The following is a 23878-nucleotide window of genomic DNA, read 5'->3' on the forward strand; positions in this document are numbered from 1 at the left end:
AATGGCGTCACCAGTAACTGATTCCAAGGCGCAAGCTGCAACTAACCAACTGGCAGTCAGCGCAACCAAAGCCAAGCCCAGCGCCTTTAGTCATATTCTCTATGTGCTTCGAGAAAATCCGGTGACCGGTCTTGCCTTTGGCATGTTTGGCTTGTTGATCTTTGCTGCGGTGTTTGGGCCATCCATTGTGCCTTATGACCCGTTGGCAACCGATGCCGCTGCTGTGTTGCAGCCGCCTTCGTTGGCGCATTGGTTTGGTACAGACAATCTTGGCCGCGACGTGTTTAGCCGCGTGGTTGTTGCCACCCGGCTTGATTTGGTGATCTCGGTTGCTGCAGTGGCACTGTCATTCGTGATTGGCTCATTTCTGGGCGCGATTGCAGGCTATCGCGGTGGATGGACCGATATCACGCTGAACCGCGTACTTGATACCATCATGGCATTCCCGCTGTTTGTGCTTGCAATGGGGGTGGTCGCTGCCCTTGGCAACTCGGTTGATAACATCATCTACGCAACCGCGATCATCAATATCCCGTTCTATGCCCGTCTTGTCCGCGCCGAGGTCAATATTCGCCGTAATGCAGGTTTTACACTGGCGGCCAAGCTTTCAGGCAACAGCGATGCCCGCATTCTGGCATTTCATATCTTTCCCAATGCTCTGCCACCGATGATGGTGCAGGTGTCATTGAACCTTGGTTGGGCGATCCTGAATGCTGCCGGGCTCAGCTTCATTGGCTTGGGCGTGCGTCCGCCGACCCCGGAATGGGGGATCATGGTCGCCGAGGGGGCGAACTTTATCGTGTCGGGTGAATGGTGGTTGGCACTGTTCCCGGGGCTTTCACTGATGATTGCGGTTTTGACGTTTAACCTGATGGGCGATGGTCTGCGCGATATCGTCGATCCTCGGCGGAGGACATAATCATGCTTTCCATCAAGGGATTAAGCGTCGCCTTCAGGACGCGGAATGGCGAAGTCAATGCGGTCAAAGGGATCGACTTCGAACTGGCAAAGGGCGAACGCCTTGGCATCGTGGGAGAAAGTGGATCGGGCAAGTCGGTTACGTCCTTTGCTCTGATGCGTATCCTTGATGCTGGTGGGCAGATCAAGGCCGGTGATGCGATCTATAGCGGTATTGATTTGCGCAACGCATCCGAACGCGACATGCGTGATATCCGCGGGCGCGAAATCAGCATGATTTTCCAAAACCCGCGTGCCGCCCTCAATCCGACCCGCAAGGTCGGTCATCAGATCGAAGATGTCCTGCGCCGTCATAGCCGTGCAACCCGCCAAAATGCCAGGGCAAAGGCAATCGAGGCCCTCGAAGCGGTCAAAATTCGCGATGCTGCCGCACGCTATGACGCCTATCCCTTCGAACTTTCCGGTGGCATGTGCCAGCGTGTTGTGATCGCACTGGCATTGGCCTGTGATCCCCAATTGATCATTGCCGATGAACCGACCACTGGGCTTGATATCACAACCCAAAAGGCGGTGATGGATCTGGTTGATGGTCTGGTCCGTGCGCGCGGGATGTCGTCCATCCTGATTACGCATGATCTTGGACTGGCATCGCAATACTGCGATCGGATTGTCGTGATGAAGGACGGCCTGATTGTGGAGGCGGGCGATCCAGTTAAGCTCTTTACCGACCCCCAACATGCCTATACCAGCAAACTGGTGCATGCAACGCCGCGCCGGACAGGAACGATCCGGTCTTTGTTGCCCGAAGGCGACCGGCCGGCTCTTGAACCCCACGTCATTAGTGAAAAACCACTGATCGATGTTGTTAATCTCTCAAAGACCTATCAGGGCAAGAATGGCCCGGTTCATGCGGTCAAGAAAATCAGTTTCACGGTCCATGAAGGCGAAAGTGTTGGTCTGGTCGGTGAGTCTGGATGTGGGAAATCGACCACGTCCTCGATGCTCGTGCGTCTGCTTGACTCCACGCATGGCAGCATCTTTTACCGTGGTGAGGATATCGCAGCCCTTCCGGCGGCGGACTTTGCCAAACATCCTTTGCGTTCGAAAATCCAGATGGTTTTTCAGGATGCAACTGATAGCTTGAATCCACGCTTTACGGCCCGTCAGGCGATTGCCGATCCGTTATTGCGACTGATGGGAATGCTCGGGGATGCTGTTGACAAACGCACCGAAGAACTGGCTGATATGACCGGTTTCCCAAGTCATCTTTTGGACCGGTTCCCCCATCAGCTTTCCGGCGGGCAAAAGGCTCGTATCGGGATCGCCCGTGCACTTGCGACAGAACCGGATTTCCTGATCCTTGATGAACCGACCGCGGCGCTTGATGTTTCGATCCAGGCCTTGGTCCTGAACCTTTTGGCAGACCTGCGCGTCAGCCTTGGCATCAGTTACCTATTTGTCAGCCACGATCTCAATGTGGTGCGTTTGCTCTGTGATCACGTGATCGTCATGCAAAATGGCACCATCGTTGAATCCGGTCCGGTCGTGACCGTAATGGAAAACCCAAGTCATCCCTACACACGCGAATTGCTCTCAGCCGCGCCCCAGGCGCCGGTGCCCGAAACTGCCTGATCAAACTCCGCCACAAGAAATTTCAACAATGCCACAGACGGACGGCCAAAAATGATTGCTGATCTTCCTTTCACACTTGCTGCCCTCCGGCAGGCATACGCATCCGGTTTGTCTCCAGTGCAGGTCATCGAAGAAGCGTTTCGCCGCCTTGATGCGATCAATGATCCGGGCATATTTATTCACCCTGCACGTGAAGCGGCCCTTGAGGCGGCAGCCGACCTTGGTGAATATGATGGGCGTCCGCTGTGGGGCGTTCCCTTCGTCGCCAAGGACAATATAGACGTTAAGGGCATGCCGACAACAGCCGCCTGCCCGGACTTCGCCTATGACCCGGACGATGATGCCTTTGTCATCGAAAAGCTTCTTGAGGCGGGTGCAGTTTGTCTGGGCAAGGCCAACCTTGATCAGTTTGCTACTGGATTGGTTGGTGTCAGAAGCCCTTATCCGGTTCCGAAAAATGCCATTGATCCGGCCGTTGTGCCGGGCGGTTCATCATCTGGTTCGGCGGTTTCTGTGGCGCATGGCATTGCGACATTCTCACTCGGAACAGATACAGCCGGTTCCGGGCGTGTACCCGCTGCGCTTAACAGTATCGTTGGCCTGAAACCCACACTTGGTGCTTTTTCGGCACGTGGCGTGGTCCCTGCATGTCGGACGCTTGATACCATTTCGGTGTTTGCACTGAATGTTTCCGATGCCTGGGATGTTTTCTCTGTCGCGGCCCAATACGATCCAACGGATGCCTATTCGCGGAAACTTCCCAAATCTTCCGGTTTGCGCAAAATTCTGTCGAACCGGGTTGCTGTACCCAATAACGAGACGCTTGAAACATTTGGCGATGACATCCAGCGCGCGCATTTCCATGCGGATGTGGCAAGATTAGCCCGTCTTGGCTGCGAAATCACAGAGATTGATTTCACCCCGTTCTACAATGTTGCAAAGATGCTTTACGAAGGTGCTTGGGTTGCAGAACGCGTCGCGGCTGTGGGAAATCGCCTTATTGATGCCCCCGAGACCCTTCATCCAACAACGCGTGCCATTCTGGAGCCGGGTCTCAAACTCAGTGCAGTAGATGCATTTAAAGGCATGTATCGCCTTAAGGATTTGCTGCGGGAGTGCGGATTTGCCTTGGCGGATATTGATGCGATCTGTGTGCCGACCATTCCGCATTTCGTTTCTGTTGATGATATCACAAACGACCCTATCGGGCCGAATTCAAGGCTTGGGACCTATACCAACTTTGTTAATCTGCTTGATATGTGCGGTATTGCTGTGCCGACAGGCGCACGCAGCGACGGTCGACCGGGCAGCCTGACCATCCTTGCACGTATGGGCGAGGACGCCATGGTAGCGTCCCTTGCCGCGGCCCTCGAAGCCGGGGCCGTGGGGGCAACCGGATGGGAACGGGATGCCGTTGCACCGCGCGCGGATACTGTTGGCGAAGATGAAATTGCCATGGTGGTCTGTGGTGCGCACATGACGGATTTGCCGCTTAATTCGGAATTGACCAGTCGCGGCGCGCGGTTGCTGAGCAAAACCAGAACGGCACCGAAATATCGTTTTTATGCTTTGGCGGGTGGTCCGCCCAAACGACCGGGGATGGTTGCGACCCCTGATGGCGGTGGTGCGATTGATGTCGAAGTCTGGGCCTTGCCAAAATCCGAGGTCGGCGGTTTCCTTGCCGGTATCCCATCACCGCTGTGTCTGGGCTCGGTAGAGCTTGAAGATGGGACCTTCGAAAAAGGTTTCCTGTGTGAAGGTGCCGGCCTTGCCGGGGCAACCGAAATCACCGGGCTTGGAAGCTGGCGCGCCTACATCAACCAAATGGCCAGCTAACCATCTAATCCGATTATAAAATTCGCAATCGTCTTACACGGAATCGCACTGTTCGGGATCTGACCTGATGGTGCGATTTGCGTTGAAAACGGTTGGATGGGTGACGGACGCGTTGTCGCACTGTAATGGATATTTGGGTGGGAAAGTGTAGTGACTTACGAAACGTCCCAATCAGAACACTGATTAAGACAGGTCTCAGAAGTTGTCCCTTTGTTTGACAGGTCAGTCAATTCCAAGTAAATGCAAACAATTCGCAGTCGCTTTTGATTGCGAGGCGGACAGGTTTTGGGAATGGTTGCGACTTTGCGCGATAGGGAACTGTTGACCTTGCTGATTGCTCATCGGGCAGAGCTTGTGAGCTATGCACGTGCAATTGTCGGCGATACCGCGCTTGCCGAAGATGTCGTACAGGATGCCTATTTTCGCCTTGAGCGCGCCCAGCAGGTGAAGCTCGATGACAAGCTTGATGAACCGGTTGGCTATATTTTCCGGATTGTGCGCAACCTAGCCATTGACGGACGGCGCCGCATCGGGCGCGAGAATACTTTTATTCAGGGCGATGCCAATGGCACGGCGGATATGGTTGCTGCCGAGGGGCCCGATCCCGAAGAAAAGGCGATCGCGCGCGGGCAGGTCCGGTTGCTTGAAAAGGCCCTGTCCCAATTGCCCGAGAAATCACGCATCGCACTTGAGATGCATCGTTTCGGTGGATGCAAATATGCCGAAATCGCCAAGCGCCTTGATGTGTCGGTTGGTACCGCGCACAGCCTGGTGACCGACGCCATCGAGCATTGCAAACAAATTCTGGCGAAAGGGGGATAAGCGAAAAAAGTCAGTGGAAAATTTGAAAATCCACCGACACCCGTTCGTTTATTCGGTAGGAGAGATACGCAAATGTGCCAGAACAGAACGACAAGCCGTAAAAGCCGCCAAACTGCTGCGGTCTGTTCTGATGCCGTTTGGAGAAATGTACGGCCATGAGCAATATGACAGCCCCCGCCACGGCAAGCGAATGGATTACCCGCCTTGCCGATGAACCCGATAACGCGACGCTGCGCCAGGCACATGACGCGTGGCTGATGGTGTCTGCCGATAACCGGGCGGATTGGGAAGAAACCCTTCTGGTCTGGCAAATGCTTGATATGACCGTGCCGGTTCATGGCGCGGAATGGGTGCATCGTGTGCGCGAAAATACCCCGCAGCAGGATCGCATTTCGCCAGCAAGCCGGCTGGCGCAAGCCACGCGCGCCAAGACACCGGGTGGGATGGTGGCGGCAAAGTCACGTGCCCGGGGTACCTGGCGTAAGGCCGGATTTGCCAGTGGTGCGATCGCAGCCCTTATGGCGCTTGCCTTGCTGGTGGTGTTGCCCGGTCTGATCGATCGGTTTGAAGCCGACTATATGACTGCCACGGCCGAGATGCGGGTGATCGATCTGCCTGACGGGTCGGTTGTGCATCTTGGGCCGGATAGTTCGGTTGCCATCGATTTTGATGCAGGGCGTCACATCACGCTGCTGAACGGGGAGGCGTTTTTTGATGTCAAACCCGATTCAGATCGCCCGTTTGTTGTTGCTGCAAAAGACACCCGAACAACGGTTCTTGGTACGGCCTTTAATGTGCGCAGCGATGCTGCCGGTGTCGATGTTGCGGTTGAACACGGTCATGTCCGCGTTGATGGTTCGGGTGTGGTAACGCCGCGTGACTTGCGCGCAGGTGACGCGGTGCATGTCATGGCGGATGCGAAAACCGTGATACGCAAAATGTCGCCAGCACTGGTTGCGTCATGGCGCAATGGGCAGTTGATTGCCAAGGATCAGGCCTTTGCCGACATGGTGGAAACTGTCGATCGCTACCATACTGGATGGGTGGTTGTGACCGATGACCGTTTGGCGGAAACGTCTTTGACCGGTTTCTATGACCTGACCGATCCGATGGCGGCTCTGCAGGCGATGGCAGATGCGCAAGGGGCTGAAATCAAGCAGATTTCTCCATGGCTGGTGTTGGTTTCGCCCAAGTAATTTCACACGTTTTCAAGGCCTTGCGCAGAAAAATCCAAGAAAATTGAAATTAATTTGAATATCGGCACGCGTCGCTTCGTTGCTTGGTTATAGGGTGAATTTAAGTATCATTTGCAAATCACCCATTTTTAACAAGCTCAATGAAGCGGAGAATATGGAATGATGGGGGATCAGTTGTCGGTCGTTACGGGGAAATGGCGCCATCGCCTTGTGGTAACGACTGCACTGTCGGTTCTGGCGCTGCCGGTGATCGGTTCGCAAGCGGGTGCAAGCGAAGAATTGCCGACAAGTATGTCGGTGACGGAAGCAGGCCGGGAACTTGCACAAGCAAGTGAAACGCACAGCTTTGACATCGCGCCGCAAATGCTGGCCGATGCGCTGGCGCTGTTTGGCCAGCAAGCCGGTGTGCAGGTTTCCGCCGACGGTGATCTGGTGCGCGGTGTCGAAACGTCCGGCGTGTCGGGTGACTACTCGACTGTCGATGCGCTGCAACGACTGTTGGCGGGGACAGGTCTGAACTATCGGGTGGCGACCAACGGTGCCATCACGATCACCAGTGCCACGCAGGGTTCGGCAGATGACAATGTCCTGTCGCCGGTGATGGTCGAGGCCAATGCATTTGCCGATGATCACGCCGGTGCAGCGGATCGGGCAAATTCGGTTTATGTCACGCGCGAGGATTTTGAGCGCCGTAATCCACAAGACGTCAAGGATGTGTTTGCGGGTCAGTCCACCGTTTCGGTCGGTGGATCGGTGCCGCTTAACCAGAAGCTTTATGTCAATGCGATCGAGGAAACCAATCTTGCAATCAGCATTGATGGCGCGCGTCAGAATAACAAGGTTTTCCATCACAGTGGTACCAATTTGATTGATCCGAGCCTTCTTAAGGCGGCTCGTGTTGATCCCGGTGTTGCCCCGGCAGATGCAGGGCCGGCGGCGCTTGGCGGGGCGATTGTGTATGAAACTGTCGATGTTGCTGATGTGCTGGAACCCGACCGTTCGCTTGGCGGGTTTGTAAAGGCCAGCTATGACACCAATAGTGAAGCCTTTACCAACGACTTGGCGTCCTATGGCCGTTCGGGTGATTTTGAACTTCTTGGCTATTTCAAATGGGCCAAGGGCGATGATTACGACGCAGGTGATGGCGATCAGGTTCCCGGTACCGAAGCAGACATGCGGTCCGGTCTGCTCAAGTCGGCCTATGAAGCGCCAAGCGGTCACCGCTTTGAACTTTCTGGCGAACAGGTGCGCGACCGAGCGCGTCGTCCATATCGTGCAAACATGACCGACCTGACAAACAGAACGCAGCCCGATGAACTGGTCTATGATATGCGCCGGCGCAACTTTACCTTTAATTACGGGCAAAGTGGTGCAGATGGTCTTTGGGATCCCAAGGCGGTTTTTGCCTATAGCGAGACCTATCTTTATGCGCCGCTTACCGAGCAGGGGCGTGGCACCACCGGCAGTTTTTCAGGCAAATTTGAAAACGACTTCCATCTGTCGGAACAGGATACGATTTCCGCCGGTGTCGATTTCTATCACGACACGGCCGAATATGATGGCCCGACCTCAGACCGCGAGGAAGAGGCTACCAACTTCGGCGGTTATGCTCAGGCGCGTATTCAGCCGGTTGATCTGTTGCGCTTGTCCTTTGGTTTGCGCGGCGATTCGCAGAAATTTACCGGTCTTGACGGTACCGAAATTGAAAATGAAGGCCTGAGCGGCAATGTCTCCGCCGCAGTTGATGTTACCGAGTTCCTGACAGTCAATGCGGGTTATTCCAATGTTTGGGGCGGTATTGCACTGGCGGAAAACTATGTAATGAACCCGGCCTGGGATTACAGCCAGGGCGTCAAACCGGTCCGTGCGGAAAACTACACCACCGGTTTTGAAGTTCATCATGAAGGGTTTTCCTTCAATGCCGGAATTTTCCGTAGCACATTTGACAATGCGCGTGATCCAGGCTGGAGCACCGGGCCGTCGGTCGTCGTTGATTTCGAAGCCCGTGGCTACAATCTTGGTGCTGGCTACAATTGGGGGGCCGGTTTTGCAAAAGCGACTTATACGGATAGCGAGATTTCTGTTAACGGCAGCTTGGCCGATTCAGACAGCACGCAGTATCTTGGTGCGCCGCTCGGTCGGGTCATTGCGCTTGAAGCAGCCCAAATGATTGAAAGCATCAACCTGACTATCGGTGGTACGATTGATGCAGCGCTGAAAAATACCGACACTGTCGATGCCGGTGGTACAGCACAGGAAGCATATGAGGTCGTCGGGCTTTATGCCGAGTACAAGCCGGAAGCCGCCGACTATCTTACATTCCGTATCGAAGCCAACAATATCTTTGATGAAGAATACGCTGATCGCGGCAGCTATGGGCAGGACTTCACCAATGTGGTTCCGCTCTATGAGCCAGGTCGTTCATTCCTTCTGCAGGCGAAAGCAACATTCTGATTTTGGCAGACAACAATGTTTAGAGCCGGGGCAGCACATGCTGCCCCGGATTTTCCTGTTTTAAGGATGGGTTATGAAAGCAGTCCTGAAAACTCTATCAATTTTTCTAGCAACCTTTTCTATTTTCTTTGGGGCACAGGCAAAGACACTTGAGGTTACGGATATTGCAGGCCGTAGCGTTAGCATCGAATTGCCGGTCAAACGTTTGGTAGTCAGCGAAGGTCGATATATCCCCTTGCTCGCACTGTTGCGGCCTGACGGTCCGCTGGAGGGTGTCTTTGGGATGATGACGCCACTTAGCTGGACCCATCCCGATATCGAGACGCAGCTTTTTGAACGCTTTCCCGAAGCGCGCGACATTCCCCTGTTTGGTGGGCGCAACAAGGACAGTGTGTCGGTCGAAAAGATCATTGATCTCGCACCCGAGCTGGCGATTTTCGGGCTAAATGATCATGGGCCCGGGGCAAAGAATGCCGAACTGATTGATCAGCTGACTGCGGCAGGCACAAAGATCGTCTTTATCGATTTCCGGTCCGATCCGCTTCACAACACCATGCCATCAATACGGATGTTGGGGCGGCTTCTCGGTGCGGAGAAGCGGGCAGAGGAATATGCCGATTTTTATCAGGCCCGCTTTGATCGCGTTGTAACGCGCGTCAGCCAAACCAAAGAGCGCCCGACTGTGTTCCTGCAAGCCCATCCTGGCCGGTTTGAATGTTGCTGGGGCATGGCGGATGGCATGTTGGGGCCGTTTGTCGAAGTTGCCGGGGGCACGAACATCGCTGATGCGGTGGCGCCGGGGCCGACGGCACAGCACACCGCAGAGTTCCTGCTAACCGAAAATCCCGATGTCTGGATCGGTACTGCGTCGGGCACCTTTGCGGAATTTAGCGACGGCGCGGATCCGGTCGCGCTTGGCGCCGGTATGACGCCCGAAGCCGCGTCGCAAAGTTTGACGCGCTATTTGTCCTCGCCGGAATTTGCAGCCCTTGATGCGGTGCGCAAGGGGCGGGCGCACAGCATTTGGCATAATTTCTATAACTCGCCATTTAACATTGTCGCGCTTGAAGCCTTCGCCAAATGGACCCATCCGGCGCTTTTCAACGACATTGATCCGATGGATACCCTGACCGAGATTTATGAGCGGTGGTTGCCGTTTGAGTTGAACGGCACCTTTAGCGCAACTGTCGGGGCAGTCCAATGACAGAGATCGGGGTGACGCTGTATCAACGGTTTGGCAGCATTCACAAGCGGCGTCTTGCGATGGTGTCGCTGTTGGCGGTCGGGGTTGTGGTGATGCTGGGCCTTGATCTTTGGGCCGGGCCAGCCGGACTTGCGTTTTCCGATATCATTTCGGGGCTGATCGACCCAGACCAGCTTGATTTGCGCCATCGCATCATTTTGTGGGATGTGCGTCTGCCGGATGCCCTGATCGCCTTGGCGGTTGGCGCGGCCCTTGGTCTTGCCGGGATCGAAACCCAGACCATCCTTGATAACCCGCTTGCCAGTCCGTTTACGCTTGGCGTGTCATCGGCCGCAGTTCTGGGGGCCAGTCTGGCAATTGTCGTCGTGCCGGTTGTGCCGTTTTTTGCCGAGGCGGCCGTGTTGCCGGTGATGGCGTTGCTGTTTGCGTTGGGGTCCGGGGTGCTGATCCTGGTGATTGTGCGATGGAGCAACGGCGCGCGTGAAACCGTGGTGCTTTTTGGTATTGCGCTTGTGTTTTTTTGCAATGCCCTGACGGCGGGTCTGCAATATATCGCCAGTGCCGAGGCGGTGCAGCAGATTGTCTTCTGGACGATTGGCAACCTGACCCGAGCAGGATGGCCAGAGGTTGCGATGGTCAGTGCCTGTTTTCTCTGTGTGTTGCCATTTTCGCTGCGCCATGTCTGGGTGATGACGCTTTTGCGTGGTGGGGAAGCACATGCGCGCAGCATGGGGATCAATGTCGCGCGGCTAAGGCTTTGGGTGATTTTGCGGGTGTCGCTTCTGGCTGCTTTTGCGGTGTGTTTTGTCGGCGCGATCGGCTTTATCGGATTGGTCGGGCCGCATATTGCGCGTTTGATGCTCGGTGAAGATCACCGGATGCTGGTGCCCGGATCGGCCCTTTGCGGGGCGTTGATCCTGTCTTGTGCGTCGTTCCTGTCAAAGGCACTGATTCCCGGTGTGATCATTCCGGTTGGTATTTTGACCGCCGTTGTTGGTGTTCCGGTCTTTCTGGGGTTGCTTTCGGGGCGGAGGCGTATGGCATGACCCTGTTTACGGCAAAAGGCATCTCCGCATTTTACGGGCGCAGCCATGTGCTTGATCGGGTTGATTTGCCCGATCTCAGCGATAATCAGGTTCTGGGGCTTTTGGGGCCAAATGCATCGGGCAAGTCGACATTGATGCGTTGCCTGTCTGGTGAAAAGCCAACCGAGGGCCAGATTGCGATTGATGGGAAAGCGCGCGCGGATATGGGCCATGACGGTTGGCATCACAGGTTGGCCTCCATGCCGCAAACGCCGCCAAACCCATCGGCCCTTTTGCCGACTGAGCTGATGTGGAGCACGGCCCGTGCGCTTGATCTTGATTTTTCCGATCAGGAACTTGGCGACCGGATCGAGGATATTTTCAAACGGCTGGGGCTGGCCGAGGTTGCGCTGTCACCGCTTCATACCCTGTCGGGGGGCAAGCGCCAATTGGTTGGTTTGGCGCTGGCACTGATGCGCGATCCTGATGTGTTGTTGCTTGATGAGCCGACATCCGCCCTTGATCTGCATTGGCGGATGGTGGTGCTTGATCTCGTACGCGAACGCCTGGCAGAGCGCGGCGGGGTTGTGATTGCCGCTTTGCATGACCTTGATCTGGCGGCCCGGTATTGCGACCGGATTGTGCTTTTACATCGGGGCAAGATCATTGCAGCCGGAACCCCGTCAGAGGTTTTGACGCCTGCCAATCTGGCACGGGTGTATCGGGTCGAAACCCGTGTTTCGTCGGATGAAGACGGCCGACCAATTGTGCATGTTATCCGTCCGCTACGGGATGTTGAGCCCGCCTGAAAATTGCACTGGTATCGGTGATCAGCCGGTCCTGAGTACCTGTGCTTCATGCAGGCGGCGATAGGCGCCATCGCGGGCCAGCAGGGCATCGTGACTGCCTTGTTCGGCAATGCCGTCCTGGGTGATGACGACGATGCGATCGGCATTGCGGATGGTCGCCAGGCGGTGTGCAATGACAAGCGTGGTGCGGCCCTTGGCGAGGTCATCGAGCGATTGCTGAATGGCCTGCTCGGTTTCGGTGTCGAGTGCTGATGTGGCTTCGTCGAGGATCAGGATCGGCGGGTTTTTCAGGAAAATACGCGCGATGGCAACCCGTTGCTTTTGCCCGCCCGACAGCTTTACGCCGCGTTCGCCAATGACTGTATCAAGGCCTGCTGGCAGGCTTGCAATCAGATCATCAAGGCGGGCACTTTTGGCGGCCGCAAGGATGTCATCCTCGCTGGCGTCAAGTCGGCCATAGGCGATGTTATCGCGCAAGGTGCCGGCAAACAGGAAGACGTCCTGCTGTACGATGCCGATCTGGCTGCGCAGGCATTTCATCGTCATGTCGCGGATATCGCTGCCATCAATGGTGATGCGACCGCCATCCACGTCATAAAAGCGCGGCACCAACGAGCATAGCGTGGTTTTGCCGGCACCGGACGGCCCGACAAAGGCTACGGTTTCGCCCGCTTCGATCTTGATGTTGATATCATCAAGGATGGTGCGATCCGGGGTGTAGCCAAAGGTGACCTTTTCAAAGGCGAGATTGCCCGACAGGACAAGGTCGTCGCGCGCATCGGGGCGATCGACAATGTCGGGTTCGGTATTCATCAGTTCCTGATAATTGCGGAAACCGGCGATGCCCTTGGGATAGGTTTCAACAACGGCGGCGATCTTTTCAAGCGGCTGGTAAAAGACGTTTACCAGCAACAGAAAGCCGACAAAGCCCCCGATGCTGAGCCCACCATTGACCACGAAATAGGTGCCAGCAATCAGGATGACGACCTGAACGATGCGCATGCCGAGATAGTTGATCGCAAGGCTGATGGCCATGATGGCATAGGCCTGCAATTTGACGGTTCGGTATTGCTCGTTATCGCGGTGAAACAGGGCGCGTTCATGATCTTCGTTGGCAAAGGCACGCACCACCCGCACACCGCCGACATTTTCCTCGATCCGGGCGTTGAAGGCGCGCACGCGTCCGAACTGGTTTTGCCAGTTGCGCGTCATATCGCCGCCAAATCGCACGACCAGCCACATCACCAGCGGTGCGATGGTCATGGCAATCAGGGCCAGCGGGGTGTGAACGGTAAACATCAGAATCAGTGCGCCGACAAAGGTCATGATGGCGACAAACAGGTCCTCTGGCCCGTGATGGGCGACTTCGCCAATTTCTTCGAGATCCTTGGTCACACGCGCTACCAGATGCCCGGTTTTCTGATTGTCGTAAAAGCGAAAGGACAGCTTTTGCAGGTGATCAAATGCACGGCGGCGCATTTCGGTTTCAATCGTGATGCCCAGAACATGCCCCCAATAGGTGACAACCGCCATCAGGCCAGTATTGATCAGATAGACAATCAACAGACCAAGGGCTGCCAGCAGGATCAGAACCCAGTCCTGTTTGGGCAGCAGGGTATCGACAAATCCGGCCACGGCGACCGGGAAGCCCAAAGATAAAAGACCCGACAAAACAGCGCACCCGAAATCCAGCAGGAACAACCGTTTGTGCGGCAGATAATAGGAAAAGAATTCTTTGAGCATGCGCGCGCATTCCAACAATAACCGACAGGGTTATGTGTATAGGAATGGTTCTTATTTGCATAGGATAAGTCCGCGAAACCCGGGTAAAAAATACGGCGGTTTGCCTGTGCTTTCTTTCCTGTGTTTGGCGCAGTTAGCTCGGAGCGATCACCCGGACCGGTGTGCCGTTCTGCCAGGCCTGAATGGCCTCGACGGTCTGGCCGTAAAATACCTTCCAGGTATTGCGGGTGACATAGCCAAGATGCGGGCTGAGCAGCAGGTGTTCGCAATGGCGCAAAGGATGGTCGTCGGGCAGCGGTTCCTCGTCATAAACATCAAGCGCGGCGCCGGCAATCTCGCCGGTATTGAGGGCCTTGATCAGCGCGTTGTCTTCAATGATCGGCCCGCGGGAGGTGTTGATGAGATAGGCCGTGGGCTTCATCACCTTGAAGTCCGGTGCGCTGATCAGTCCGCGGGTGCGATCCGACAGGCGTTGGTGGATGGTGACGAAGTCAGATGCGCGCAGCAGGTCTTCCTTCGTTGCCATGAAGGTGACGCCGAGTTCTGCGCAGCGTTCCGCGGTCAAGTTGGCACTCCAGGCGCAAACCTTCATGTCAAACGCCTGCGCCATTTTGGCGACCTTTGCCCCCAGCCGGCCAAGGCCGATGATGCCCAAGGTCGATCCTGCAAGGTCCTGACCGATCCCGACCTGCCAGCCACCGGACCGCATGGAGGCATTTTCAGCAACGATGTTGCGCGCAAGGGCCAGCATCAGCGCAAAGGTCAGTTCCGGCGTTGCGGTGGACGGGGACTCAGTGCCGCAGACCGTAATGCCGAGTTCGCTTGCGGTCGCGACATCAATGGCGTCATTGCGTTTGCCGGTGGTGACAATCAGACGCAGGTTTGGAAGCGCGCGCAGTAGATCGCCCGGAAGCGGGGTGCGTTCGCGCATGACACACAGGACCTCAAACGCGCTGAGGCGCTCAATCAGCGCATCGCGATCCGCGATGGTATCATTGAATACTGTTATCTCGCCAAATTCCTCGACCTTGGACCAGTCGGCGGATTGCAAGGCAAGGTTCTGATAATCGTCGAGGATGGCAATGCGCATGGTGGCGTGATGTCCAGAGATGTTAAGACCGAGATCCGGGGGCGTTACCCCGCCAGATGCTGGGCAAGAAATTCAACGGTGCGGGCATGCGCCACTTCGGCGGCCGGGGCGACGTAGGACGGGCGGGCTTCGTTGGCAAAGGCATGGCCGGCTTCATACATGTGAATTTCCATGCCGGGCATGGCGGTCTTGGCGTCTTCGATCATCTCGACCGGGACATGATCATCGCTTAAGCCAAAATGCCCAAGGAATGGAACGGAAAGCGGCCTATCAAGATACTGGTCCAGGCGCGTGCCATAAAACGAAACGCCTGCAGCGACATCAAGGGTCTGTGCGGTGCGAAGCGCCAACCCACCACCCCAGCAAAAACCGATCACCGCGACCTTGCCGCCATTTGCTGCCAAGGCCTGGACGGCAGCATCGATATCCTTGAGCGTGTTGGAAAGATCCGATGCCATCATCAGGCTGCGCGCGCGTTCAAAATCATCAAACGCCACGACCGAGCCGCGCTCGATCCGGTCAAACAGGGCGGGGATTGCGACTTCATAGCCAAGGGCGGCGTACTTCTTTGCAACGTCCTTGAGCTGATCGGTGACGCCAAAGATTTCCTGAAGGATTACGATCCCGCCGCGGCGTTCACCGACCGGTGCTTCAAACCAGCAATCAAGCGCGTGCCCGTCTGCGGCGGTAATGGTCTGCATCATGTCTTTTATATCCTTTGGGGCGTGGTGGCTTTGCGATGATATCGAATTGGCACGGTAGAACAATCATGATGGTGCGAGCCAAGCATGATTTTCCAATTGGCTTGCACTTTGTTAGCCGGATGTGACACCACTATGGTGTGAGGAATAAACCCTTCTATTTGCGGGATTTGCATGCCCGCAATCCCGCAAGTGATTACGCCACGCCATCAGGAGAAATCAGATCATGAAGCTTTTGCGTTATGGCCCCAAGGGGGCGGAAAAACCCGGGCTTTGTGATGCCGGTGGTGTCATCCGTGACCTTTCGGCGGTGATCGGCGATATTGATCCGACGACGATTTCGGATTAGACTTTTGCACGTATTGCCGCAATTGACCCGGAAAACCTGCCGGTGGTTTCCGGTGATCCGCGCATCGGGCCCTGTGTCGGGCGTCCGGGCAAGTTCATTTGCATTGGGTTGAACTATTCCGACCATGCCGCAGAGGCCGGGATGGAGCTGCCGCCCGAACCGATCGTGTTTTTCAAGGCGACCTCGGCGGTGTGCGGGCCGAATGACAATATCGAAATCCCGCGCGGTTCGACCAAGACCGACTGGGAAGTCGAACTGGGCGTAGTGATTGGCAAGCAGGCCAAATATGTCGATGAGGCAGATGCGCTTGATTATGTCGCGGGCTATTGCCTGACCAATGATATTTCCGAGCGGGCCTTTCAGCTTGAACATTCCGGTCAGTGGGTAAAGGGCAAAAGTGCCGATACCTTTGGCCCGATTGGACCGTGGCTGGTAACGCGCGACGCGGTTTCTGATCCGCAAAACCTTGCCATGTGGCTTGATGTCAATGGCAAGCGCTATCAGGACGGCAGCACCAAAACCATGGCCTATGGCGTGGCATTCGTGATCAGCTATTTGTCCCGCTTCATGAGCCTGCAGCCCGGTGATATCATCTCGACCGGAACCCCGCCGGGTGTTGGCATGGGGCAGAACCCGCAGGTGTTTCTCAAGCCCGGAGACGTGATGGAATTGGGAATCGACGGGCTTGGGGCGCAGCGCCAAAGCGTCGTTCAGGGCTGAACAACCCAGCCATGCAAATAGCGGGAAGCGTGAAACAGGTGGATTTCACGCCAATGTGATCGCGAGCGCATACCCTTGGAAACGCGAGATTTTCTGCCGAGATTGGCGTATTCCTGCTCATGTTCCTGCGAGAATTGCAAAAATTCTCACTCGCAGGCTTGCGGTTTGCCCGATTCAGGACATTTTTGTCAGAACAAAGTGCATTGACGTTGTCCCGCGTTGCGCGTTAAATGACCATTAGTCATTATTATTCAGCGCTCAAGCAATGTGAAATGCGTGTCCAAGGGGTATGGGGATACCGTGCGCATATTGCGCCCTTAAAGGATTGGTGATGCACATGTCTAACCTGGCGATCAAAGTGAACGACGCTTGGCCCGATGCGGTCAAATCATTGGATGTTTCGGGTGACCAGACCTCCCCTGCTGCCCATACGTCCAAACAGCAGAGCGACGCCGATAGCTTCGCATTCGCGGATATCTATCTGCGCAGCGCGCCCTGCTATCTCAAAGGTCTGATGCTGCAGGCACGCAGCGAAGACGTCAAAGCAACCCTGCGCAAGCCCGATGCCGGACTGCTGGCGTTTGAAAAAGGCGCATGCGAGCTGAGCGCGACCTCACTGTTTCTGACGGTTGCGATGTCGGCCGCTGACGAAGCAAGCCTTGCTGAAATGCAGGCCTATTTCGAAGACAAGCTGCGGAGCCTGGCACCGCAGACCAGCTTTGAGATCGATTGGCGAAATAAGTGACGACTGGTCACGTATTTGTGATTAAAAAGCCCGTTCAGATCTGAACGGGCTTTTATTTTGTTTGCTCGGTCGGAAGGTGTTTCTGATTACGACCCGTTCCGGGCGATCAGGATATTGCTTAAAAACGCGCTGAGCGCCCCGTACCTGTCAAGCGGCAGAACATGGGAAATATACTGATCCGGGCGGACCAGAACCATGCAGCCCTGATCACGATCAATGCCGCGCATGTCAAAGATGTCATCCCCTGATTTCAGGTCCGGGCAGTAGATCTTTTCATAATCGACCAGGTCGTATTTGCCTTTGCGCGGCAGCAGGAGCTTTGGCATGGCCTCGATCGCAAGGCTGCGATGGGGCTGCTGGAAAATGGCGCGGACATCCAGCACGCTGTCTTGGTCTTCGCCGTCGCGATTAAATTTCACCATTGGTGAAATCGGCGCGGTTTGCAGAAAATCACACAGCGCATGAATGCCAGCACCAGGCTGCCCGCGATCGTCCTTGCCGGCAAAGGCATACAGCCGCCAGCGCCCATCTGCCTTGGCGCAATGCCCCAGATGAACCGGCTTGGCATCAGACAGGCGCACCACCGGTGCCGAATGGAAGCGCATGCCAATAACAAGACCCTTTGCCAGATCCTGATGGGTGTCAGGCCCGGTCAGGACGGATGGCGTATATCGGGTGGCGGTGCCGGCAGTAAAGCGGCCCTGCTGGATGAAGTATTTCTGGAATTCCTGCGGATCAACGCCGGTGCTGTCGGTTTTGCCGTCCTCGTTCGGCCGCGCACTGAACATCTTGGCGAACTTGCCGTCAAAATCGATCAGTTCCTTGGCGATCGCCTGGCGTTCCTCGGAATAGCTGTGCAGGATTTCCGGCTTGATCCGACCTTCAAGAACACCCGCCAGCTTCCAGCCAAGATTAAAGGTATCCTGCATTGAAACATTCATGCCCTGACCAGCCTTCGGGCTATGGGTGTGGCAGGCGTCACCGGCAATAAAAACATTGGGAATGCGCGTCGCCGAAGCCTCGCCATTGAGGTTGTCGAACTTGTCACACAGGCGCTGACCGATTTCATAAACCGACCACCAGGCGATTTCCTTCACTTCCAGCGTATAGGGATGCAGGATCCGCTGGGCGGCGGCAATCAGATGGTCTGATGTGATGTTGCGGCTGGCAACGCGCTCGCCCTCGGCCAGTTTGTCGAGCTCGACATATAAACGCACCAGATACCCGCCTTCGCGCGGGATGATCAGGACGTTGCCCTCATTGGCGGAATGAATGGTCGCCTTTTTGCGGATATCGGGGAAGTCGGTGACGCACAACACATCCATAACCCCCCACGCCTGATGGGCGGAATCCCCACGCAGCTCGCGGCCCAAGGATTTGCGCACAGCACTGCGTGCCCCGTCACAGCCAACAACATAGCGCGCCTTGACGGTTTCGCGGCGTCCTGCGTTATCCGCATCGGTGCGCTCCAGGGTGACCGTCACCGGATGGCTGGGGCTGCTTGCAGTGCCAGCCTTGGGATCGATGGCAACATCAATCACCTGGCGGGAATAGTCCGGCTCCAACCGGTTCGGGGCATTGCGCATCACATCAAGGTAGAAATCATGCACGCGCGCCTGGTTCAAGATGACATGCGGGAATTCCGACAGGCCATCTTCGGTATCCTGAATGGTATCGGTGCGGGCAATCTTGCTGCGATCCGCCGGATCGGGCTTCCAGAAGGAAACCTCATTAACCCAATAGGCTTCTTTCAATACCCGCTCGGCAAAGCCGAAGGTATTGAACATCTCGATCGTGCGGCACGCAATGCCATCCGCCTGACCCAGTTCCATCGGGCCATCTTTCTGATCAACGATGCGGGTCGTGATGTTGGGGAAGGCTGCCAATTGCGCGGCAAGCGTCAGGCCCGCCGGGCCGTTGCCAACAATCAGAACATCCACTTCCTTGGGCAGGGCATCGCCTTGCAACGCACTGCTTTGCGTGTTGGCCGGTTCGATGGTCGGATCACCGGCGCGAAAACCGTCGAGATGGAATTGCATGATTGTTCCTCCGAATTGGACAAATCTCCGAAGTTGCGAAATAACAGGCACTACGGATTGTTATATAATTTGTGTACTAATGATAAGTATGCTTACTATTAGTCGGACTGTCAAGCTGACGGCCCGATCAGGAGGTGCGCGTGAGTGAAGTTGATCAGATGCCAGGCCATCTTATCCGGCGTTTTCAACAGATTGCCGTGGCCATCTTCCACGCCGAGGTCGCCAAGACCGGGATCGACCTGACCCCGGTGCAATATGCCGCAATGGCCAAAATCGCCGAGATTGATGGTGTGGATCAGGCGACTCTGGCCGGCCTGATCGCTTATGACCGCGCGACCATCACCGGTGTCGTCGATCGTTTGGTGCAGAAAGGCTATATCGAACGCGTTGTCAGCACCCGCGACCGCCGTGCCCGCGAACTCCACCTAACCGACATAGGCCGGGACACCTTCGCCAAAGTCAGCCCCGCCGTCCTGCAAGCCCAGAAAAGCATGCTGGCCGGTCTGGACGGGGCAGAGCAGTCAGAACTGCTACGCTTGATGGCAAAGGCGATTGATGCGGGAAATGAGCAGAGCAGGGCACCGCTCAAAAGCTCAAATCATTCGAGCCAGTAATATTGTTGGGTGTTTGGGCGCTTTCCTCAGTTTGTTGTGATCTATAGATAATGGAGATCACCGCTGCTGAAGAAGATGTGGCCTCTAAGCACAGTTCTGCCAATTGACGGCTCGCTGTTCGACGATGTTGAAGGTTTAACGCTAGTGCTAAGGAGGCTCTAGCATGGGCTCGTACTTCTTTGTTGCTAGAACCAGGAAAAGCACTCGCAATGTATGCTTCAAGCATTCGTTTTGCGTCAGTTTCGCTAGCTTCTACCCCATCTAATGTCACATGTATGCTCGGATTAAAAACAGCTTGCGCGAGAGAGATTGTTGCTTCTCTGCATATAAGTCCTATCGCTTGCCAATCTTCTTCGTCGCTTCCAGCTTGAAATAAGCTACGTGCTTTTGCTAGAGAGCGGTCCAGCCTCTCCCATCCGGTTGTCTCTCTCGGTTCAGAGGGCAATTTGGAAGTTTTCGATATAGTCTCAATCGCTGAGGCGAACAGGTTGCGAATATAGAAGCGGCGATCTTTATACTGGGGGAGATTATTCGACCAATACCTGTACCAGTCCCAAAGATCTTCATGAGGGTTCTCATAGGGGAAGTCTCTCGGGCTTGATTCTTGAATTCGTGCTGATCTGGCCCTGTAGTAATCATTGACGTCCTGGATACGAGCCCCGCCGGTGGCGACGTCAATCATCATCTGTCTATGAATAATAAGCTCTGCGAGAAGTTTTTCACTACTTTCGCGGCGGCTTGAGCCATCTGAGGTTACAATAATGTCTTCTGGTGATTGCTTGTTCGAATAATTGGCTGCTATCGCCTCAGCGATCCGTTTGCGATCCTCGGGAGGGAGTTGTTTGAGTGCTTCATCAATTGGTGAAGCGGCTTTAATGCGCGCTTCTGTAGTGTTAAGGCCCAAAAAATCCTGTCCATCGACGAGTTCAGATGAGCACGTGCGAAGGAGCATCGATAAATCGTATCGCTGCAAGGACTCCAGAAACCGACACGCATCCTGTGTTGAATTCACTTTGAGCACCCTAAGCTTTAAAATATTTCGAAGTCTGCTTGGCTATTAGTTCAGGTACATTTCACAAAACTTATCCTACCACAAACCTGTTCCGTGCCCCACGCACAACGTGGGTAATGTGCTCAGCAATCGCCGCGACACTCCGCGTGTCCTTGGTGTCCGGGTGCTGGAGCATCCAGTAGTTGCGGGTGAACCGGATTTCGGGGAGCAGGCGGACGAGGTCGGGGATGCCTTCGGTGGCGTAGTCGTGCAGGATGCCGATGCCATATCCGTTGCGCACCGCCTCCATCTGGGCGACCACACTGCCGCATTCAAAGCGCCGTTTCATCAGCTTGCCAAGGCGGGCGGCGTAATCAAGCGCGCGGCTGTAAATCAGATCTTCGATATGGGTGACAAACAGCCGGTCTGTCAGATCGGCCTCGGTTTCGACCGCGCCAAAGCGTTCGATATAGGATGTCGTGGCATAGACACTCAGCGTGTAGTCGGTGAGTTTACTGATCACCAACCGTCCCTGTTTGGGGCGATCAAGCGTGATGGCGATATCGGCTTCGCGTTGCGATAGGGAAAATGTGCGGGGTAGTGGGACCAGCTGAATGACAAGGTCGGGGTGATTCGATGCAAAGTGAGCCAACTCACTTGCCAGAAAATAGTTGCCCAATCCATCCGGCACGCCAACGCGGACGGTGCCGCTGATGAGTTCCGACTGGTTGGAAACGGCGGTGCCCGCCCGCAGAAAGGCCGATTCAGCGGCCTCTGCCGCCTGCATCAATTCCTGTCCCGCCGGGGTCAGGTCCGATCCGGTGGTGCGCCGTTCGATCAGCTTAGTGCCAAGTTCCTGCTCAAGCGCAGTCAGTTGCCGTCCCACCGTCGCATGGTTGAGGCCAAGCTGGCGGGCCGCCGCCAAAATCTGGCCATGCCTGGCGACAGCAAGGAAGATGCGAAAGCGATCCCAATCCATGGCGGGTGTGGTCCTATGGTGGCTTTAAATTTTGCACATCGAATTTGCGGAAATGATAATTGATGTGCATCCCTGTGCATAGTCATAGTGGGATCAGGTTATTAGGGTCAGGACCTATTAATTTGATTTGAATGGCAGACGTTATATTTGCAAACTCCAAGGAGAAGCCCGCCGGTCGGGTCGGGATCCCGGACAAGGGATTTGACGCTGGAGTTTGCAAATATAACGTCTGTCCTCCGGATTAAACGGATGTGCACGGGCTACTTTGTCGTAAAACTTTGAAAGATAAATATCTTCCTGCAGTTTTACTCCGCGTATCCGCACAAATCTGTTTAACCATTCACACCAAATTAATAGGTCCTGACCCTAGGGGAAAAGCCCCATCTAGTATTAAGATCGTCCCACTGATCATCAGGTTTATCGGGAGAAACCCAATGGCAACCCAACTTACCCATTACATCAACGGCAAACGCGTTGCCGGTACGTCCGGTCGTTCCGCACCGGTCTTCAATCCGGCAACGGGTGCCGAAAGCGCGACCGTAGATCTCGCGTCCAAGGCTGAAGTCCGCGCTGCTGTTGAATCGGCATCGGCCGTTGCAGCCGAATGGGCCGCAACCACGCCGCTGCGCCGTGCGCGTATCCTCAACAAATTCCTGGGCATCCTCGAAGAGCGTTCCGAAGAACTTGCTGCCGCCATCACGGCCGAGCATGGCAAGGTTCTGTCCGATGCGCTGGGTGAAGTCACCCGCGGGATCGAGGTTGTTGAATTCGCAACTGGCGCGCCGCAGTTGCTCAAGGGTGAGTTCACCGAGAATGTCGGCACCAAGGTTGATAGCCATTCAATCCGTCAGCCGCTTGGCATCGTTGCCGGTATCACGCCGTTCAACTTCCCGGCCATGGTGCCGATGTGGATGTTCCCGGTGGCGCTTGCATGCGGTAACTGCTTTATCCTGAAACCGTCCGAGCGTGATCCGTCTGCATCCCTTCTGCTGGCAGAATGGCTGACCGAAGCCGGTCTTCCGGATGGTGTGTTCAACGTTGTTCAGGGTGACAAGGAAGCGGTTGATGCGCTTCTGTTTGACCCGGACGTATCAGCCATCAGCTTTGTCGGCTCCACCCCGATTGCCAAATACATCTATGAAACCGCGACTGCGCAGGGCAAACGTTGCCAGGCACTTGGTGGTGCGAAAAACCACATGATCATCATGCCGGACGCCGACATGGATCAGGCAGTTGATGCCCTGATGGGCGCTGCTTACGGTTCGGCTGGCGAGCGTTGCATGGCAATTTCGGTCGCGGTGCCGGTTGGCAAGGAAACCGCCGATACCCTGATCGAGAAACTGGTTCCGCGCATCAATGAACTGCGCGTTGCGCCGGGCACCGATCCGGCGGCGGAAATGGGCCCGCTGGTCACCGCTGCACACCGCGACAAGGTTGTTGGTTATATCAACAAGGGTGTCGAAGAAGGTGCCAAGCTTGTCGTTGATGGCCGTGACATCAATCTGCAGGGCTATGAAGATGGTTACTTCGTCGGTGGTACCCTGTTTGATGACGTTACCCCGGATATGAGCATCTACAAGGAAGAGATTTTTGGCCCGGTTCTGTCGGTTGTGCGTACCGATGATTTCGACATCGCAGCCAATCTTGTTGATGATCATGAATATGGCAATGGTACCGCGATCTTCACCCGCGATGGCGACACCGCGCGTGAATTTGCGGCCCGCACCCAGACCGGCATGGTCGGCATCAACGTGCCGATCCCGGTCCCGATGGCCTTCCATTCGTTTGGTGGTTGGAAAGCATCGCTGTTTGGTGACCACCACATGCATGGCCCGGAAGGTGTACGCTTCTATACCAAGCTTAAAACCATCACCTCGCGCTGGCCGACCGGCATTCGCAAGGGTGCTGAATTCGTTATGCCGACCATGAAGTAAGTGATGAAATAAGCATTGCGATCATCGCAATGAAGAAGGGCGCGCAAGGTTTGCTTTGCGCGCCCTTCTTGGTTCTG

At 55.5% G+C, this 23878-nt stretch carries 20 protein-coding genes; 14 read left to right on the forward strand and 6 right to left on the reverse strand.

Annotated elements, in window-relative coordinates; genetic code table 11:
- The first annotated feature begins 1 nt into the window (after nt 1).
- The 9 genes from ACXAF0_RS05215 (at nt 2) to ACXAF0_RS05255 (ending at nt 11896) form a co-directional block, all read left to right on the forward strand.
- Nucleotides 2–919 carry an ABC transporter permease gene (locus tag ACXAF0_RS05215; RefSeq protein WP_475344461.1) on the forward strand — a complete coding sequence of 306 codons (918 nt, stop codon included), beginning with the start codon at nt 2–4 and terminating at the stop codon, nt 917–919.
- 2 nt (nt 920–921) lie between these two features.
- Nucleotides 922–2550: a dipeptide ABC transporter ATP-binding protein gene (locus ACXAF0_RS05220; RefSeq protein ID WP_475344463.1), complete on the forward strand. Its 1629-nt coding sequence runs from the start codon at nt 922–924 to the stop codon at nt 2548–2550.
- 51 nt (nt 2551–2601) lie between these two features.
- The gene (gene atzF, locus ACXAF0_RS05225; protein ID WP_475344465.1) at nt 2602–4386 is read left to right on the forward strand and encodes an allophanate hydrolase; all 1785 of its coding nucleotides are present in this window, start codon (nt 2602–2604) and stop codon (nt 4384–4386) included.
- A 291-nt stretch (nt 4387–4677) separates the two neighbouring features.
- On the forward strand, nt 4678–5208 hold the full coding sequence (locus ACXAF0_RS05230) for a sigma-70 family RNA polymerase sigma factor (protein ID WP_475344466.1): 531 nt from the start codon (nt 4678–4680) through the stop codon (nt 5206–5208).
- A gap of 155 nt (nt 5209–5363) precedes the next feature.
- Entirely contained in the window at nt 5364–6404 is a 1041-nt protein-coding gene (locus tag ACXAF0_RS05235) for a FecR family protein (protein WP_475344468.1), read from the forward strand.
- 159 nt (nt 6405–6563) lie between these two features.
- Entirely contained in the window at nt 6564–8858 is a 2295-nt protein-coding gene (locus ACXAF0_RS05240; protein WP_475344470.1) for a TonB-dependent receptor, read from the forward strand.
- A 283-nt stretch (nt 8859–9141) separates the two neighbouring features.
- The gene (locus ACXAF0_RS05245) at nt 9142–10062 is read left to right on the forward strand and encodes an ABC transporter substrate-binding protein (RefSeq protein ID WP_475344472.1); all 921 of its coding nucleotides are present in this window, start codon (nt 9142–9144) and stop codon (nt 10060–10062) included.
- Nucleotides 10059–11108, forward strand: coding sequence for a FecCD family ABC transporter permease (locus ACXAF0_RS05250; protein WP_475344475.1), 1050 nt, complete (start codon nt 10059–10061; stop codon nt 11106–11108). Before ACXAF0_RS05245 ends, ACXAF0_RS05250 begins: the two co-directional genes overlap by 4 nt.
- Nucleotides 11105–11896: an ABC transporter ATP-binding protein gene (locus ACXAF0_RS05255; RefSeq protein WP_475344479.1), complete on the forward strand. Its 792-nt coding sequence runs from the start codon at nt 11105–11107 to the stop codon at nt 11894–11896. Before ACXAF0_RS05250 ends, ACXAF0_RS05255 begins: the two co-directional genes overlap by 4 nt.
- A gap of 21 nt (nt 11897–11917) precedes the next feature.
- Here ACXAF0_RS05255 and ACXAF0_RS05260 read toward each other — a convergent pair whose 3' ends face one another.
- From ACXAF0_RS05260 to ACXAF0_RS05270, 3 genes are all read right to left on the reverse strand, one after another.
- The gene (locus tag ACXAF0_RS05260) at nt 11918–13639 is read right to left on the reverse strand and encodes an ABC transporter ATP-binding protein (RefSeq protein WP_475344483.1); all 1722 of its coding nucleotides are present in this window, start codon (nt 13637–13639) and stop codon (nt 11918–11920) included.
- Nucleotides 13640–13772: 133 nt separating this feature from the next.
- On the reverse strand, nt 13773–14729 hold the full coding sequence (locus ACXAF0_RS05265) for a D-2-hydroxyacid dehydrogenase family protein (RefSeq protein ID WP_475344487.1): 957 nt from the start codon (nt 14727–14729) through the stop codon (nt 13773–13775).
- A gap of 44 nt (nt 14730–14773) precedes the next feature.
- Nucleotides 14774–15433 carry a dienelactone hydrolase family protein gene (locus tag ACXAF0_RS05270; protein ID WP_475344492.1) on the reverse strand — a complete coding sequence of 220 codons (660 nt, stop codon included), beginning with the start codon at nt 15431–15433 and terminating at the stop codon, nt 14774–14776.
- A gap of 223 nt (nt 15434–15656) precedes the next feature.
- Between ACXAF0_RS05270 and ACXAF0_RS05275 the strand changes: the two genes are divergently transcribed.
- The 3 genes from ACXAF0_RS05275 (at nt 15657) to ACXAF0_RS05285 (ending at nt 17244) form a co-directional block, all read left to right on the forward strand.
- Nucleotides 15657–15779: a hypothetical protein gene (locus ACXAF0_RS05275; protein ID WP_475344496.1), complete on the forward strand. Its 123-nt coding sequence runs from the start codon at nt 15657–15659 to the stop codon at nt 15777–15779.
- A 12-nt stretch (nt 15780–15791) separates the two neighbouring features.
- Entirely contained in the window at nt 15792–16499 is a 708-nt protein-coding gene (locus tag ACXAF0_RS05280; RefSeq protein ID WP_475346224.1) for a fumarylacetoacetate hydrolase family protein, read from the forward strand.
- Nucleotides 16500–16857: 358 nt separating this feature from the next.
- A complete protein-coding gene (locus tag ACXAF0_RS05285; RefSeq protein ID WP_475344499.1) occupies nt 16858–17244 on the forward strand; it encodes a DUF2218 domain-containing protein in 387 nt (128 codons plus the stop codon).
- An 86-nt stretch (nt 17245–17330) separates the two neighbouring features.
- Here the strand turns inward: ACXAF0_RS05285 and ACXAF0_RS05290 are convergent, their stop codons facing one another.
- Nucleotides 17331–19283: an FAD-binding monooxygenase gene (locus ACXAF0_RS05290; RefSeq protein WP_475344500.1), complete on the reverse strand. Its 1953-nt coding sequence runs from the start codon at nt 19281–19283 to the stop codon at nt 17331–17333.
- A gap of 140 nt (nt 19284–19423) precedes the next feature.
- Here ACXAF0_RS05290 and ACXAF0_RS05295 point away from each other — a divergent pair, with 140 nt between their 5' ends.
- The gene (locus ACXAF0_RS05295) at nt 19424–19897 is read left to right on the forward strand and encodes a MarR family winged helix-turn-helix transcriptional regulator (RefSeq protein ID WP_475344503.1); all 474 of its coding nucleotides are present in this window, start codon (nt 19424–19426) and stop codon (nt 19895–19897) included.
- On the opposite strand, the gene ACXAF0_RS05300 is transcribed toward ACXAF0_RS05295, so the two are convergent.
- Both ACXAF0_RS05300 and ACXAF0_RS05305 read right to left on the reverse strand, forming a co-directional pair.
- On the reverse strand, nt 19869–20801 hold the full coding sequence (locus ACXAF0_RS05300) for a hypothetical protein (protein ID WP_475344507.1): 933 nt from the start codon (nt 20799–20801) through the stop codon (nt 19869–19871). The two genes, ACXAF0_RS05295 and ACXAF0_RS05300, sit on opposite strands and share 29 nt — an antisense overlap.
- Before the next feature lie 178 nt (nt 20802–20979).
- Nucleotides 20980–21867: a LysR family transcriptional regulator gene (locus ACXAF0_RS05305; protein WP_475344509.1), complete on the reverse strand. Its 888-nt coding sequence runs from the start codon at nt 21865–21867 to the stop codon at nt 20980–20982.
- Nucleotides 21868–22301: 434 nt separating this feature from the next.
- Between ACXAF0_RS05305 and ACXAF0_RS05310 the strand changes: the two genes are divergently transcribed.
- Nucleotides 22302–23801: a CoA-acylating methylmalonate-semialdehyde dehydrogenase gene (locus ACXAF0_RS05310; RefSeq protein WP_475344511.1), complete on the forward strand. Its 1500-nt coding sequence runs from the start codon at nt 22302–22304 to the stop codon at nt 23799–23801.
- The last annotated feature ends 77 nt before the right edge of the window (nt 23802–23878 follow it).

The organism is Thalassospira sp. ABD4_177, assembly GCF_056160125.1.

What these genes read in the sequence shown, in the direction of transcription:
- ACXAF0_RS05270 (WP_475344492.1), bottom strand. Translation starts at nt 15,433, where the DNA reads ATGATGCAGACCATTACCGCCGCAGACGGGCACGCGCTTGATTGCTGG.
- ACXAF0_RS05240 (WP_475344470.1), top strand. Translation starts at nt 6,564, where the DNA reads ATGATGGGGGATCAGTTGTCGGTCGTTACGGGGAAATGGCGCCATCGC.
- ACXAF0_RS05220 (WP_475344463.1), top strand. Translation starts at nt 922, where the DNA reads ATGCTTTCCATCAAGGGATTAAGCGTCGCCTTCAGGACGCGGAATGGC.
- ACXAF0_RS05305 (WP_475344509.1), bottom strand. Translation starts at nt 21,867, where the DNA reads ATGGATTGGGATCGCTTTCGCATCTTCCTTGCTGTCGCCAGGCATGGC.
- ACXAF0_RS05290 (WP_475344500.1), bottom strand. Translation starts at nt 19,283, where the DNA reads ATGCAATTCCATCTCGACGGTTTTCGCGCCGGTGATCCGACCATCGAA.
- ACXAF0_RS05235 (WP_475344468.1), top strand. Translation starts at nt 5,364, where the DNA reads ATGAGCAATATGACAGCCCCCGCCACGGCAAGCGAATGGATTACCCGC.
- ACXAF0_RS05230 (WP_475344466.1), top strand. Translation starts at nt 4,678, where the DNA reads ATGGTTGCGACTTTGCGCGATAGGGAACTGTTGACCTTGCTGATTGCT.
- ACXAF0_RS05275 (WP_475344496.1), top strand. Translation starts at nt 15,657, where the DNA reads ATGAAGCTTTTGCGTTATGGCCCCAAGGGGGCGGAAAAACCCGGGCTT.
- ACXAF0_RS05265 (WP_475344487.1), bottom strand. Translation starts at nt 14,729, where the DNA reads ATGCGCATTGCCATCCTCGACGATTATCAGAACCTTGCCTTGCAATCC.
- atzF (WP_475344465.1), top strand. Translation starts at nt 2,602, where the DNA reads ATGATTGCTGATCTTCCTTTCACACTTGCTGCCCTCCGGCAGGCATAC.
- ACXAF0_RS05260 (WP_475344483.1), bottom strand. Translation starts at nt 13,639, where the DNA reads ATGCTCAAAGAATTCTTTTCCTATTATCTGCCGCACAAACGGTTGTTC.
- ACXAF0_RS05250 (WP_475344475.1), top strand. Translation starts at nt 10,059, where the DNA reads ATGACAGAGATCGGGGTGACGCTGTATCAACGGTTTGGCAGCATTCAC.
- ACXAF0_RS05245 (WP_475344472.1), top strand. Translation starts at nt 9,142, where the DNA reads ATGATGACGCCACTTAGCTGGACCCATCCCGATATCGAGACGCAGCTT.
- ACXAF0_RS05310 (WP_475344511.1), top strand. Translation starts at nt 22,302, where the DNA reads ATGGCAACCCAACTTACCCATTACATCAACGGCAAACGCGTTGCCGGT.
- ACXAF0_RS05215 (WP_475344461.1), top strand. Translation starts at nt 2, where the DNA reads ATGGCGTCACCAGTAACTGATTCCAAGGCGCAAGCTGCAACTAACCAA.
- ACXAF0_RS05255 (WP_475344479.1), top strand. Translation starts at nt 11,105, where the DNA reads ATGACCCTGTTTACGGCAAAAGGCATCTCCGCATTTTACGGGCGCAGC.